Here is a 14,327-nt window from a genome sequence, read left to right as displayed (position 1 = left end):
TTTTCGATTCGTCGGGATCGGCGACGGTCATCATTGGGCCTGGCCCGATGCTGCCAGGTTCCTGGACCTTCACCGCCAACTCGCAGTCCTACACGATCAACGGCAATCCGGTGGGCTTCAGCGTGTCGGGTCCGGCCGGCGGCCTGATCAACCAGGCCAACAACGGCCAGACCATCACCATCAATGCCAACCTCACCAACGGCATTGGCGGACCAGCGATGGTGCAGCAGCTTGGCAACAGCACGCTGGTGCTCGCCGGCACCAATGCTTATTCCGGCGGCACGCTGATCTCGGCTGGAATCGTGCAGGTGACCAACGCGGATTCGGTCGGCACCGGCACCATCACGCTCAACGGCGGCACGTTCCAGATGCAGTCGCCGACGGTATCGAGCATCGCCTTCTCAAACGGCATCGCGGTCAATGCGGCCGGCGGCACGGTCGATGCGAACGGCGCCCAGGTCAATCTCCAGGGCGTGATCGCCGATGGCGCCGGCGCCGGGGTCCTGCGCCTGATCGATTCGTCCGCGTCCGGTTTCTCCAACGTTCAGCTCTCAGGCGTGAACACCTACAGCGGCGGAACGCAGGTGGTCGATACCACCGTCATCGTCACCAACAGCAAGTCGGTCGGGTCAGGCGCGGTCACGCTCGACAACGCCTCGTTCCAGGCCGATGGCCTGAGCAACCTGACCTTCGGCAACAACTTCAAGATCAACAATTCGGCGATCGGCAGCGCGATCGATGCCAACGGCGTGACGCTCACGATCGCCGGCAACATCGCCGACGGCAACGGCCCCGGCAAGCTGACGGTGCTGGATAATTCAGGCGGCCTCGGCCGCGTGGTGCTGACTGGCACCAACACCTTTACCGGCGGCACCTCGATCTGCGATTGCGCGACATTGCAACTCGGTGATGCCAGCCATACCGCCTCGATCGTCGGCGAGGTCGCCGTCGACGGCAAGCTCGACATCGTCAACGCCGACACGGCTGGAATCACCAAGATCGTCAACGACGGCTTCAACGGGATTGCCACCACGACGTTCTACAATTCCACGACGGCATCGACGGCGACGATCATCAACCAGAACTTCGGCCTCACGGAGTTTCGTGACAGCAGCACCGCCGGCAATGCGACCGTGAGCAACACCAACGGTGCTCTCACGATCTTCCGCGACGCCAGCTCGGCCGGCAATGCCACGTTCAGCAACAGCTTTGGCGGGACGTTGGTCTTTGGCGACGCGCTTGGCCCACCCGGCGGTTCGGACACCAGCACGGCCGGCAAGGCGGTGATCGACAATCATGATGGCGGCAGCACCGTGTTCCTGGGACATACCAACGCGGGTCAGGCGAAGATCAGCAACGGCATCAGTGGTGGAACGCTGTTCTTCGAGTCCTCATCGGCCGCCTCGGCAACCATCGTCACGGCAGCGTTCGGGCAGGTCGCCTTCTTCCAGAACAGCACCGCGGCGAACGCCAGCTTCGACAACAGCGGTCTGCTCTATTTCGGATCGTCCGGCTTCAGCCCGTTGGAAGCGCCGACCGCGGCCAGCGCGACGATCGTTAACCGGGCTGGCGGCTTTCTCGAGTTCGATGCCCACGCCACGGCGGGCAATGCGACGATCGACAACAAGGCCGGCGGCCAACAGGCTTTCATGGCGTTCGCCACGGCGGGCGGCGCCACCATCACCACAGAAGCCGGCGGCGCCGTCGGCTTCTACGACAACTCGACCGGCGGCAACGCGCAATTCATCACCAACGGGACCGGATTGGTCGATTTCTCGCTCAGCACCGGGCCGAACGGTGATGGACGGATCACCGCGGGGTCGATCGCAGGCTCCGGCTTCTATTACATCGGCTCGGGCAACACGCTGGTCGTTGGCAGCAATAATCTCTCGACGACGCTCAGCGGCGTGCTCGCAGACTACGATCCGTTGAACCCGTTCCGCATCTGCGGCTGCTTCGGTGCCGGTCGCACCGGTCCCGCCAATCTCGAAAAGATCGGCAGCGGCACGCTGACCCTATCCGGCGTCAACACCTACACCGGCACCACCGTCGTCAATGGCGGCATCCTGCAGGTCGACGGCTCGATCGCGTCGTCGAGCTCGGTGACGGTGAATTCAGGCGGTGCGCTGTCCGGCAGCGGCACCGTCGGCACTACCACGATTGCAAGCGGCGGCATCCTGCTGCCGGGCAATGGCACATCGGGCACGTCCCTGAACGTGGCAGGCAATCTCGCCTTGCAGTCCGGTGCGCTGTATCTCGTCGGGCTCAGTTCGACGGCGTCGACGTCAACCAAGGTGACCGGTACCGCAGCGCTTGCCGGATCGGTCGGCGCCAGCGTCGCCGCCGGCAGCACGATCGCGAAGCAATACACCATCCTGTCGGCGGCCGGCGGCCGCAGCGGTGCGTTCGCCGGCCTCGATTCAACCGGCCTGCCGTCGGGTCTGGTCGCGACGCTCGGTTACGACGCGAACAATGCGTATCTCAATTTCGCGCTCGATTATGGCGCAGCGTCGAAGCTGAACGTCAACCAGAACATTGTCGCCACCACGCTGCAGAATTTCTTCAATGCCAATGGCGGCATCAACGTGGCCTTTGCGGGATTAACGCCGAACGGCCTGACCCAGGCCTCGGGCGAGGGCGCAACCGGATCGCAGCAGACGACGTTCAACGCCATGAACCAGTTCCTCGGTCTGTTGACTGATCCGTTCGTCGCCGGACGCGACGGCGGCTTCGGTGGCGGCGCTGGCGCCGTGCCCTATGCCGCGGAGAGCGCAACGCTTGCCTATGCGGCGCGCAAGACCGAGCCGCGCGATGCGCTGGCGGCGATCTATGCCAAGGCACCGCCGCCGCAACCGAACTTCGATCAACGCTGGAGCGTGTGGGCGGCAGGCTATGGCGGCTCGCAGACCACCAGCGGCAATGCGGTGCTGGGCTCCAACAACACCAGCAGCAGCATCTACGGCACGGCGGTCGGCGCCGACTACCGCGTCTCGCCGAACACGATTGCCGGCTTTGCGCTGGCTGGCGGCGGCACCAGCTTCAGCGTCAACGGTCTCGGCTGGGGCCGCTCCGACCTGTTCCAGGCCGGCGCGTTCGTCCGCCACAGCGTCGGCGCGGCCTATCTGAGTGCGGCGCTCGCCTATGGCTGGCAGGACATCACCACCGACCGTATCGTCACGGCTGCGGGGGTCGATCATCTGCGCGCCAACTTCAACGCCAATGCGTGGTCCAGCCGGCTCGAGGGCGGCTATCGCACCGCGACGCCGTGGATTGGGCTGACGCCCTACGCGGCGGCCCAGTTCACCAGCTTCGAGCTGCCGGCCTATGCCGAGAGCGTGGTCTCCGGCGGCGGCGCCTTCGCGCTGAACTATGCAGCGAAGAGCGTCACAGACGTCAGGAGCGAGCTCGGTCTGCGCTCAGACAAATCGTTCGCGGTCGATAGCGGCATCGTGACACTGCGCGGCCGTGTCGCCTGGGCGCATGACTTCAACTCGAACCGCACGGTTGGTGCCGTGTTCCAGACGCTGCCGGGCGCGGCCTTCGTGGTCAACGGCGCGGCGCAGGCCAGCGACTCCGCGCTCACCACGGCTTCCCTCGAGATGAAGTGGCGGAGCGGCTGGTCGGCGGCTGCGACCTTCGAAGGCGAATTCTCGGACGTGACCCAGTCCTACGCCGGCAAGGGCGTTATGCGCTATACGTGGTGACCCTCCGTGCTATAGCGTCCTGCAGCGAAAACCTGTCCCGGACTTGATCCGCGACAGCATTTCGCAGGACGAAATACGCATCAAAATGAGTGGGACAAAACCCACGCGGAGGGAACATGCGCGCAGCGATCTTCAGAAACGGCGAGATTGTCGTCGACCAGATGCCGGAACCGAAGCCGGGTGCCGGCCAGGTGCTGGTCAAATCGCTCGCCTGCGGCATCTGCGGCTCCGATCTGCACGCGCGCAAGCACGCCCACCGCATGGTGGAGCTGAGCAAATTCCTGCCCGGCCGCACGCCGATGGATCTGTCGCGCGACGTGGTGTTCGGTCATGAGTTCTGCTGCGAGATCATCGATTACGGCCCGGGCACCACGCGCAAGCTGAAGCCCGGCACACGCGTGTGCTCGCTGCCGGCGCTGTTGACGCCGGAGGGCCCGAAGGGCATCGGCTATTCCAACGATCATCTCGGCGGCTATGCCGAGCAGATGCTGCTCAGCGAGCCGCTGCTGCTCGAGGTCCCGAACGGGCTTTCCGCCGAGCACGCCGCGCTCACGGAGCCGCTTGCGGTTGGCGTGCATGCGGTGGCGATGGCCAACATCAGGGGCGGTGAGGTGCCGCTGGTGATCGGCTGCGGGCCGGTCGGTCTCGCGGTGATCGCGGCGCTCAAGATCAGGGGGCTCGGCCCGATCGTCGCCGCCGATTATTCGCCGGCGCGGCGACTGCTGGCCGAGAAGATGGGCGCCGATGTCGTGGTCGATCCGGCGAAGACACAGCCCTATGCGAGCTGGGCCGAGCACGCCCAGATGACCGAGGCGGAGAAGGCGGCGCGGCCGCCGATGCAGGCGCTGCTGCCGCCGCTGAAGCCCGCGCTGATCTTCGAATGCGTCGGCGTGCCCGGCGTGTTGCAGCAGGTGTTCGAGGGCGCCCCGCGCAGCGCCCGTGTCGTCGTGGTGGGCGTCTGCATGGAGACCGACAAGTCCGAGCCGATGCTCGGCATCATCAAGGAGCTCAACGTCCAGTACGTGCTCGGCTACACGCCGGAGGAGTTCGCCTATTCGCTGCGCCTGATCGCGGAAGGCCAGGTCGATGCCGCCTCGCTCGTCACCGGCCGCGTCGGCATCGACGGCGTCGCGCAGGCCTTTGCCGATCTCGCCAATCCCGAGGCGCACACCAAGATCCTGGTCGAGCCGTGGCGTTGAATTGGCGTTGATTTGGCGTTGAACTTGGCGGCGTGCAATTTGCATTTCGTGACACCGAACCTATAGTCCGCTGTCCCTTCATCGCAGTGACAGCACCACCTCATGCGCGTTTCAATCATCACGGGAGGCGGCTCCGGCATCGGTGCCGCGGTTGCACGCCGGCTCGCCGGACCCGATCAGTGCCTGATGCTGCATGGCCAGGGCGCCGAGGCGTCCGGGCTCGCGCGGCTGAATTCGGTTGCGGGGGAATGCCGCGGCAAGGGCGCAAAGGTCGAAATCTCGACCGGCGATCTTGCCCACGCCGGCGCGGGCACGGCACTGGTCGAGGCGGCGCGCACGGCGTTTGGGCCGATCGACAGCATCGTGCACGCTGCGGGCTTTGCCGACCGGCGCGAATTCGCAAGCCTGCCGCGCGCGGCGCTGGAGCGCGCCTTCGCGGTGATGGCGGCGGCATTCCACGAGATCGCGGCGGCCGCGCTGCCCGACCTCACGCGCAGCGCGCGCGGCCGCGTCGTCGCGGTGTCGAGCTTCGGGCCGCATCGCTTCGTGCCCGGCGCCACCTATCCGGGATCGGCCGCCGCGAAGGCCGCGCTCGAAGTGCTGGTGAAATCGCTCGCGGTCGAGCTCGCCGCATCGGGCGCCACCGCTAACGCCGTGATTCCCGGCTACACCCGCAAGGATCCCGGCCTGTTCGGCGCACTCGATACCGCGACCTGGGAACGCGTCGCGAAGGCCAATCCGATGCAGCGGCTGGCCGAGCCCGACGAGGTCGCCGCTGTCGTCGCTTTCCTGTTGTCGCCGGACGCAGGCCACGTCACCGGCGCCACGCTGCCGGTCGATGGCGGTTTGACTTTGATGTGAAGGGCACGCGCGGCAACCGAGGGGCAGGATGAATTACGTTTGGGATTTCGGGATCCTCGCCAAGTACAGCCATCTGTTCTGGCTCGGGCTCGGCTGGACCATCGCCTACACGATCGGCACCATCATCCTGGGCACCTTGATCGGCCTGATCGTCGGCATGCTGCGGCTGCGGCGCATTCCGGTGATCGACTGGCTCCTGATCGCCTATATCGAATTGTTCCGCTGCACGCCGCTCCTGGTGCAGATCATCTGGTTCTACTACGCGTTTCCGGTCGTGATCGGCGTCAACATCCCGGCGCATGTCGCCGCCGTCAGCGTGCTGTCGCTCTACGGCGGCGCGTTCTATGCCGAGATCGTGCGCGGCTCGATCGAGAGTGTGCCGGTCGGGCAGTGGGACGCGGCGAAGGCGCTCGGCTTCCGCGGCTGGCGCCTGATGCGGCTCGTGATCCTGCCGCAGGCGCTGAAGCCGATGATGGCGCCCTATGTCAACCAGTCGGTGACGCAGCTGAAGAACACCTCGCTGGTCTCGATCATCGCGGTGCCGGATCTCGTCTACAACGCGACGCTCATCAATGCCGACACCTACCGGCCGCTCGAGGTCTACACCATCGTGGCGCTGATCTATTTCGCGATCTTGTTTCCGTCGACGCTGGTGGCTAGGCACCTGGAGCGCGGGCTGACTTACGACAAGGTGTGAGTGGCCCCACTGTCATGGCCGGGCTTGTCCCGGCCATCCACGTCTTTGCTCGCCGGACGAAAAGACGTGGATGCCCGGCACAAGGCCGGGCATGACGAGTTCATGGTGACGAGAGCATGACTCGCTAGATATTCAGCTCCACCGGGACGTCCTCCGGCTTGACGCCGGCAAGGCTGAGGCCCTTGACGAACCATTCGCGCATCTGGCCGATGCCGCGGTTGTAGTCGATCCACACCGACAGGAAATCGCGCCAGCGCTTGTCCTGTTCGCGGCGCACCGCCGTGCCGCTCGCGATCGTCACCGAGGGCGAGGCCAGGATCTTGTAGGTGCCGAGGTTCGGGTTCTTGGCGATCGCGGTCAGCCCCAGCACCAGCGCGTTCACCACGCAATCGACGCGGCCCGACGACATTTCCAGCATCACCTCGTCGCGCGACTTCAGCGACTTGATGGTGGCATTGGGTGCAAAGCGCCGCGCCACCGCCTCGTTGGCGGAGCCGACGTCGACCGCGATCTTGACCTCGGGCTTGTTGATGTCGGCCCAGGTTTTGGCTTCCAGCCCCTTCTTCAGCATCGCGCCGAACGGGTGCGGGAACACCAGGTTGGTGAAATCGACCACCAGCGCGCGCTGCGGCGTCGGGTTGAGCGCGAAGCCGAGGTCGATCTTGTTGGCTTGCAGATCAAGGATCGAATTGCCGTAGGTCGACTCGACATATTCCAGCTTGACGTCGAGCAGCTTGGCGAGGTCGTTGGCCATCTCGATCGAGAAGCCGGACCAGGTGCCGGTGGCGAGGTCCTTGTTGAAATAGGGCAGCTCGCCCGGCAGCACCGCGATCCGCAGCACCTTGTTGGCGCGGATACGATCCAGCGTGTTGTCGGCCTGGGTCTGTGCCGAGGCCGGCGTCGCCATCGCGGCCGCGAGCGCCGCGCCGCTGCCGATCCCGAGCGCGTAGCGCAGCGCGTCGCGTCGATCTTCGGAAATCTTGATGTCGTCGGATTGAGTCAAGCGGGCCTCCCTGCACCAGATCGCCGAAGCCTAGCGTCGGGTTCCGGCGCCAGCAAGGGCGCGCGCCTGCACCATTGGTAGGCGAGGCGACGAGGAGATGCCTGTCTCTTCACCTCGTCGCGCTTGCGGCAGGACTATCGCTGCCTCCGTGGGGCCGCACGGCCAAAACTTCGAAAACAACCCCATGCAAAGGAGCCGGCCGCGTGCCGGCATTGAACACTGCAACTTGACATGTCGGGCAAATCAGTGGCATAATTCTATTATTCCGAAAATGCGCGACACGCATCACCCCGCGCGCCGAGACGTGGCGTGGCCACATGCCCTCGCCCCGAAACGGGGAGAGGGGAAATTGAGAGCGTGCGTGTGGTCAGATCAATACTGTCCCGGCACGTACATCTCCGGCGGGATCGGGCCGCGGTGATAGTCGGGGTTGCGCACCCGCGGCGGCAGCACCACCGGTTGGTGGGTGACCGCCTGATACGGAATCTGGCTCAGGAGATGCGAGATGCAGTTGAGCCGGGCGCGCTTCTTGTCGACGGCATCGACGATCCACCACGGTGAATCAGCCAGGTGGGTGCGCTCCAGCATGGTCTCCTTGGCCTTGGTGTAGAGCTCCCAGCGGGTCCGCGCCTCGACATCCATCGGGCTCAGCTTCCACTGCTTCAGCGGATCCTGGATTCGCATCGAGAAGCGGAACGCCTGTTCCTCGTCGGTGATCGAGAACCAGTATTTCAAGAGGATGGTGCCGGAGCGGATCAGCATCCGCTCGAAGTCCGGCACCGAGTTGAAGAATTCCTCATACTGCTCGTCGGAGCAGAACCCCATCACCTTCTCGACGCCGGCGCGGTTGTACCAGCTGCGGTCGAACAGCACGATCTCGCCGCCGGCCGGCAGGTGCGAGACGTAGCGCTGGAAGTACCATTGCGTGCGTTCGCGCTCGTTCGGCGCCGGCAGCGCCGCGATCCGGCAGACGCGCGGGTTGAGCCGCTGGGTGATGCGCTTGATGACGCCGCCCTTGCCGGCGGAATCGCGGCCCTCGAACAGCACGACGACCTTCTTCTTCTCGTGCTGCACCCAGTCCTGCAGCTTGACCAGCTCGCCCTGCAGCCGCAGCAATTCGCGGAAGTAGAACTTGCGGTCGATCGACGGCTTGCCGGCGGCCCCGTCGTGGTCGAGCTCGTCGAGCCTCATGTCGTCGAGTTCGAGCTCGAGTTCCTCGTCGAGGCTGTCGGCCATCTCCTGGTGGATGCGGGCGCGCAAAGCTTCGTCACGGGCGGCTTCGTCGGTGAGGTCGGAGGCGGTCATGAAGGTCCGTCTTTCAGTGTGTTAGATGGATCGGCGAGAGCATTGACGGGCGATGTTACCCCTCTATGACACTGCCATGACGGCTGTTTCACGCCGCGGGGCGGACTGTGCTAACAAGCGCCAACAACACGAAAATGGGAGACGCTGATGATTTCGCTTACGCCAAGAGACGTCCTGCCGGAGGACGGCACCGCCGGCACGCTGGTCGGACGGGCCTGGCTGCCGCAGGCGGGCGGACCCGCCGTGGTCGCGGTGCGGGCGGACGGCGTATTCGACATCACCGCGCGCTTCCCGACGGTGAGCGCGCTGTGCGAGGAGGGCGATCCCGCAGCCGCGCTGCGTGCGACCAAGGGCGAGCGGATCGGTGATCTCGAGGTGATCCTCGCCAACACGCCGCCCGACACCCGCGACAAGGGAAAACCGCACCTGCTCGCACCGGTCGACCTCCAGGTGCTGAAGGCCGCCGGCGTCACCTTCGCGATCTCGATGCTGGAGCGCGTGATCGAGGAGCGGGCGCGCGGCAACCCGTCCTCGGCGGATGCGATCCGCAAGGAGGTGGTGCGGCTGGTCGGCGACGACCTCTCGAAGCTGAAGCCCGGCTCCGAGCAGGCGATGCGGCTGAAGCAGGTGCTGATCGACCAGAACGCCTGGAGCCAGTATCTCGAGGTCGGCATCGGCCCCGATGCCGAAGTGTTCACCAAGGCGCCGACGCTGTCGTCCGTCGGCACCGGCATGGATGCCGGGCTGCATCCGAAATCGACCTGGAACAATCCGGAGCCGGAGGTCGTGCTGGTCGTCTCCGCCGCCGGCAAGATCGTCGGCGCCGCGCTCGGCAATGACGTCAATCTGCGCGACTTCGAGGGCCGCTCGGCGCTGTTGCTGTCGAAGGCCAAGGACAACAACGCCTCCTGTGCGATCGGCCCGCTGCTCCGGCTGTTCGATCAGACCTTCTCGCTCGACGACGTCAGGAAGATGGATGTCGGCCTCACCGTGACGGGCACCGACGGCTTCGTGCTCGAGGGGCATTCCTCGATCTCCAAGATCAGCCGCGACCCGACCGATCTGGTCGCGCAGACCATCGGCCCTGTGCATCAATATCCCGACGGCTTCGCGCTGTTTCTGGGTACGATGTTCGCACCGGTGAAGGACCGCGACGCCAAGGGTGAAGGCTTCACCCACAAGCGCGACGACATCGTCACCATCGCAGCCCCGCAGCTCGGCAAGCTCGTCAACCGCATGCGCGGCAGCGACGAATGCGAGCCCTGGACCTTCGGCGTTGGCGCGCTGATGAAGAACCTCGGCCAGCGCAAGGTGCTGTGAGGATGTAGCCCTAAGTCAGGTGAGCACACTAGTCAGGCTCCCTCCCCCCTTGCGGGGGAGGGCTGGGGAGAGGGGTGGCCCCGGGCGTGATGAGAGTGAGAGCGTCGCTTTCAAAATGCACGCATCTCGCCGCCAACAAAACTTGAGAGAGCACGCCGTGTGGTACCCCTCTCCCTAACCCTCCCCCGCAAGGGGGGAGGGAACCCTTCCGCCGGTGCGTGCCTCACGTGGGCGCAGCGCAGCCGATCATTCGATCGCGCGGCGAAGTTGGTGGATTACATTTTGCTGATCCAGCCCGCGCATCACACGTAGCTCGCCGTCACGCTGCCGAACGGGCCGAAATCGGCGACGTAGCTGTCGCCCGGCTTCGGCCGCAACATGCCGGTCAGTGTGCCGGTCGAGATCATCTGGCCGGCCTTCAGCCCGACGCCGGTGCGCGACAATTCGTTGGCGAGCCAGATGAGCGGCACGATCGGGTGATCGAGCGCGTCCGCCGCGGTGCCCTTGCGCCGCAGCGCGCCGTTGCAGGTGAGCGTCACCTCTTGTCCGGCGATGTCGCGCGTCCGCCAGTCCGCGATCGCAGGCCCGTAGGCGATGCTGCCGGCGCCGGCACCATCGGCGAGGATCGCGGGCAGGGCAGGGAATGCCGCATCATGGATGAAGCGGCATTCGGCGAGCTCGATGCCGGGATGCAGCGAGGCCACCGCCTCGGTCACCTCGTCGATCGTGTAGGGCTTGTCGCGCGGTGGCAGATCGGCGCCGAGCCGCGCCTGGTACTCGACCTCGGGGATCGGGCTGCATTGCCTCGCATGCGCGACACTGACCGGAGCCTCGCGGATATCAGGTGCGTAGACGCGGCCATAGATCGGCGAGTCCGTGCGGAGCTGCGCCTGCAGGCCCGCTTTCATCGCGGCGATCTTCCAGCCTGCGACCGGCCGATCGATCTCGTCGGCAACCATCTGCGCGACGCGGTAGGCGGTCTCCTTGTCCGGCGGCACCAGTTTAGGATCGAGCCCGCTCTGCTGGCGCCCGTCACGGCGAAGGGCGGCAAGCAGGCGCGCAAGTTCACGCTGGCGGGCGATATCCATCGAAGACCTCGAGACGCTTTGCCGGCGTGGCGATGCCGGTGGTGCGCAGCGGATAGGATTGTGTTTGCCGCACAGCAAACGATTTATCCGCAGGATGGATTGAGTCATACTCAATCCGGATCATAATCAACTCATGTCCTGGCGCCGCTTACCCCCGCTGCATGCGATCCGTGCCTTCGAAGCCGTCGCGCGTCATCTGTCGATGACCCGCGCTGGCGAGGAGCTCGGCGTCACGGCAGGCGCGGTGAGCCGGCACATCCGCGCGCTGGAGGACGGGCTGCACAAGCCGCTGTTCCTGCGGCAGCCGGGCGGTCTCATCCTGACCAGCGCCGGCGAGGCGCTGGCGCAGGCGACGCGCGAAGGCCTCGACCGCATCGCTGACGGCGTCAGCGGCGTGAAGCTGACGCGGCTGCGGCGGCTCTCGATCGGCGTGTACGGCTTCGTCGCCTCGCGGCTGCTGCTGCCGATCTGGCCGGAGCTCAGATCGGCACACCCCGATCTCGCGATCGATCTGCACACCTCGCCCAATCCGCTCGATCTGTTGCCCGGCCGCTATGACGCCGTCATCGCGGTGTCCGACGGCGCGCCGCGGCCCGGGCTCGTCACCCATAAGCTGGTCCCGATCGCGACCGTGCCGGTCTGCGCGCCGCGTTGGCTGAAGCGCGGCCCGCTCGATTTCGCCGCCGTGCCGCTGCTGCACGCGCGGCCGCGTCCCGACGACTGGCGCCGCTGGCTCGATCATGCCGGATTGAGCAACGTGCCCGCGCAGGTCGGCAGCAGTTTTGAAAGCGTAGGTCTCGCGATCGAGGCGGCTGCGGCGGGCATGGGTGTTGCGATTGCGATCGAGGCACTGCTGGCGCCCGACCTCGCGCGTCGCAAGATCGTGATCGCGCATCCCAAGGTGCGCCAGACCCGCCGCCACTTCGTGCTGCAATACGAGGCGCGGCTCGCCGACGAGCCCGCGCTGTCGGCATTCCGCGACTGGATCGTCGGGCGATTGGCAGCAACGCCGGGCTAAGACGTGCTGCCGTGTTTGCTGAAGCCGCCTTCGTTGTCGAACATGTTCAGAAACCTGGGCGGAAGATCGATTGCACGCCGCAACTTGAACGCGCGCAGATGCGCGAAATTCAGAGCGACCGCTTGTCGCGCTCTTATGTGATCTAGTTCATCCTCGTTCGCGCCGGTCCGCTTCAGCATGTTGGCTCGACGCGAACAGAAGGAGTCGCGGACATGAGCGAGCAGCCTTCAAACGGAATGCCTGATTGGCTCACGACCGATATGCTCGTGATTGCCGTCTCACTGGCGATCATTGTGATTGGCATCTGGATCGCGCCGTAGCCCGGCGGCGCCGCCGGCCGATCCGCTGAGCGCGCGGGATGGCACCGCGATACGCGCCGGCGATGGCGAGCCTTACAAGCCCATCATCCGGAAGATCATGCCTCCGATATTGGGACCGCGATGGTAATGACGGCGATGGCGGTTTCGCGGCGGTTCGTCGCCAGTTGCGGCGGCCATCGCGCTCTGCCCGCCGTCCCGCTCGGGGCCGACCGCGTCGAACGCGGCTTTCTGCTCGTCGCTGAGCGAATTGTAGAAGGTGTCCAGCGCAGGACGCACCGTGCCGATCGCCTGAAGCAGCGAATCCAGTCTTGCCCCGACCGCCGCAAGGCGCGCCGGTGGCGTGCGCGCGCCGGTGGGCCGACAGGATGATTTCAATGTGTCCTCGGCCTTTGTCGCCGCATCCCGCAGGGCGTCGAGGCTCGCCCGCTGCGCGTCGGTCGGCTTGACATCGCGGTCGATGACGTCGCCGGGCCATGCGATCGCGGCGGGTTGCGCCGCGTTGCAGTTGCCGTTATCCGCCGTCGCCGCACGTGTGGTGCGGCGCCGATCGGCCGCCAGCGCCGTCACCTTGGCTTTCTGGTCGTCGCTGAGCAGCCCGTAGAACTTCTCCAGCGCCGGTTGCAGGATGCCGACCGCGTCACGCATGGCCTGGAGGCGCTGCTGCATCGAGGCGAGGCGGCTCGGCGCGGTCAACGGCACGTCCTTGGGACATGAATTGAGAATGCTCTGGGACGCCTTCTGCGATGCCGCGGCGAGTTCGTCGAGCGCAGCGCTCTGCTCCGCATTGGGCTGGATGGCGCTGCGGAATTGCTCGATCGGGAAGCCCGCGATGTCGCTTCTGTCGCTGCCGCACATGTCGGCAAGGGTCGCGGCTGGATCGGGGGCGCGGGATCGACCGGTCACCGGCGGCCGGGGACCGGCACGGCCTGGCAGGTAGTCGGCATAGCCGCTCAAGGCATCGTAGTCATAGGGACCGAACAGGCCGGCGTAGATGTCGTTGTAGCCATAGTCCCAGAAATACGGGTCGTAGTCATCGCCCCACCAGGCATAGTCATAGAGGTCGTAATAGGCATAGGGCCAGAACACCGGGCCGACCCAGCCGAAGCCGCCATGCGGATGGCGCCACCACCAATCACCATTACGGTTGTGATAGCCCCAGGCCGCGCCGGCGGCGGCTGTCATGATCGCAGCGCGCGCCATCGGATTGCGCAATCCGCCCGGCCTGTGCAGGGCGGCGGTGACCGGGCGCGAGGACAGGCTGCGGCCAACGGCGCCGGCGTTGCGCCGCATCGCGGCGGCCGAGGGGGCATGGCGGCCCGCCGCGACGCCGTGTGCGACGGCCGGATTGCGGGTCATCGCCGGGTTATGCGTGATGGCAGGATTGCGGGTGGCATGGAATTGCCGCGCCCCGCCGCCGCGCCCCATCCTTGGTGCGGCATGAGGCGCAGCATGAATGGTGTGAAAGCCGCCGCCGCGAGCGCCTCCGCCGTGAAAACCTCCGGCGCGAAGCCCGCCGCCGTGGAAGCCACCACCGCCGCCATGGAAGCCTCCGCCGCCGTGAAATCCGCCGCCACCTCCGTGGAAACCGCCGCCGCCATGCCCGCCACCACCGCCATGACCGCCACCACCGCCGCGGGCCGCCAGCGTCGGATCAGCGAGCAGCGTCACCGATGCTGCAGTCGCGAGAATTGCGGCGAGTGCCAACCATGAATGTTTGCGGCGGGCCATGTTCGTTCTCACTTGTGTCAAAATACTCAATAGTGCCTGACATCAACACCGGACGTTGCCGCTCGGTTCCCGCCGCGCCGCGAG

Annotated in this window: 12 protein-coding genes; 6 read left to right on the top strand and 6 right to left on the bottom strand. The window is 66.1% G+C overall.

The features are described 5' to 3' along the window. The first annotated feature begins 47 nt into the window (after positions 1-47). The 4 genes from BI327_RS20370 (at position 48) to BI327_RS20355 (ending at position 6,461) form a co-directional block, all read left to right on the top strand. Entirely contained in the window at positions 48-3,704 is a 3,657-nt protein-coding gene (locus BI327_RS20370; protein WP_245334878.1) for an autotransporter domain-containing protein, read from the top strand. A 116-nt stretch (positions 3,705-3,820) separates the two neighbouring features. Next, positions 3,821-4,903 (top strand): zinc-binding dehydrogenase, encoded by a 1,083-nt coding sequence (locus BI327_RS20365; protein ID WP_076862569.1) that lies wholly within the window; start codon positions 3,821-3,823, stop codon positions 4,901-4,903. A gap of 102 nt (positions 4,904-5,005) precedes the next feature. After that, positions 5,006-5,764: an SDR family NAD(P)-dependent oxidoreductase gene (locus BI327_RS20360; protein WP_076862568.1), complete on the top strand. Its 759-nt coding sequence runs from the start codon at positions 5,006-5,008 to the stop codon at positions 5,762-5,764. Between the two features lie 28 nt (positions 5,765-5,792). Continuing rightward, complete coding sequence (locus BI327_RS20355) at positions 5,793-6,461, top strand: amino acid ABC transporter permease (RefSeq protein ID WP_076862567.1); 669 nt, start codon at positions 5,793-5,795, stop codon at positions 6,459-6,461. A gap of 124 nt (positions 6,462-6,585) precedes the next feature. Here the strand turns inward: BI327_RS20355 and BI327_RS20350 are convergent, their stop codons facing one another. Together BI327_RS20350 and ppk2 are read right to left on the bottom strand one after the other, a co-directional pair. Next, entirely contained in the window at positions 6,586-7,464 is an 879-nt protein-coding gene (locus BI327_RS20350; protein ID WP_076862566.1) for a transporter substrate-binding domain-containing protein, read from the bottom strand. Positions 7,465-7,836: 372 nt separating this feature from the next. Next, positions 7,837-8,769: a polyphosphate kinase 2 gene (gene ppk2, locus BI327_RS20345; protein ID WP_076862565.1), complete on the bottom strand. Its 933-nt coding sequence runs from the start codon at positions 8,767-8,769 to the stop codon at positions 7,837-7,839. Positions 8,770-8,916: 147 nt separating this feature from the next. Here ppk2 and BI327_RS20340 point away from each other — a divergent pair, with 147 nt between their 5' ends. After that, a complete protein-coding gene (locus BI327_RS20340; RefSeq protein WP_076862564.1) occupies positions 8,917-10,089 on the top strand; it encodes a fumarylacetoacetate hydrolase family protein in 1,173 nt (390 codons plus the stop codon). 302 nt (positions 10,090-10,391) lie between these two features. On the opposite strand, the gene BI327_RS20335 is transcribed toward BI327_RS20340, so the two are convergent. Together BI327_RS20335 and BI327_RS42390 are read right to left on the bottom strand one after the other, a co-directional pair. Then, positions 10,392-11,177, bottom strand: coding sequence for a 2-keto-4-pentenoate hydratase (locus BI327_RS20335; RefSeq protein WP_076862563.1), 786 nt, complete (start codon positions 11,175-11,177; stop codon positions 10,392-10,394). Continuing rightward, entirely contained in the window at positions 11,155-11,301 is a 147-nt protein-coding gene (locus BI327_RS42390) for a hypothetical protein (protein ID WP_159450476.1), read from the bottom strand. Before BI327_RS42390 ends, BI327_RS20335 begins: the two co-directional genes overlap by 23 nt. Positions 11,302-11,310: 9 nt before the next feature. Between BI327_RS42390 and BI327_RS20330 the strand changes: the two genes are divergently transcribed. After that, a complete protein-coding gene (locus BI327_RS20330) occupies positions 11,311-12,195 on the top strand; it encodes a LysR substrate-binding domain-containing protein (RefSeq protein ID WP_076862562.1) in 885 nt (294 codons plus the stop codon). Here BI327_RS20330 and BI327_RS43255 read toward each other — a convergent pair. Both BI327_RS43255 and BI327_RS20320 read right to left on the bottom strand, forming a co-directional pair. After that, positions 12,192-12,374 (bottom strand): hypothetical protein, encoded by a 183-nt coding sequence (locus BI327_RS43255; RefSeq protein ID WP_245334877.1) that lies wholly within the window; start codon positions 12,372-12,374, stop codon positions 12,192-12,194. The genes BI327_RS20330 and BI327_RS43255 overlap by 4 nt on opposite strands. A gap of 213 nt (positions 12,375-12,587) precedes the next feature. Then, on the bottom strand, positions 12,588-14,243 hold the full coding sequence (locus BI327_RS20320) for a Spy/CpxP family protein refolding chaperone (protein ID WP_076862561.1): 1,656 nt from the start codon (positions 14,241-14,243) through the stop codon (positions 12,588-12,590). Positions 14,244-14,327 lie beyond the last annotated feature (84 nt).

Origin of the sequence: Bradyrhizobium mercantei (genome assembly GCF_001982635.1) — a bacterium.
GTDB lineage: Bacteria > Pseudomonadota > Alphaproteobacteria > Rhizobiales > Xanthobacteraceae > Bradyrhizobium > Bradyrhizobium mercantei.
This window is presented reverse-complemented; position numbering and strand designations above follow the sequence as displayed.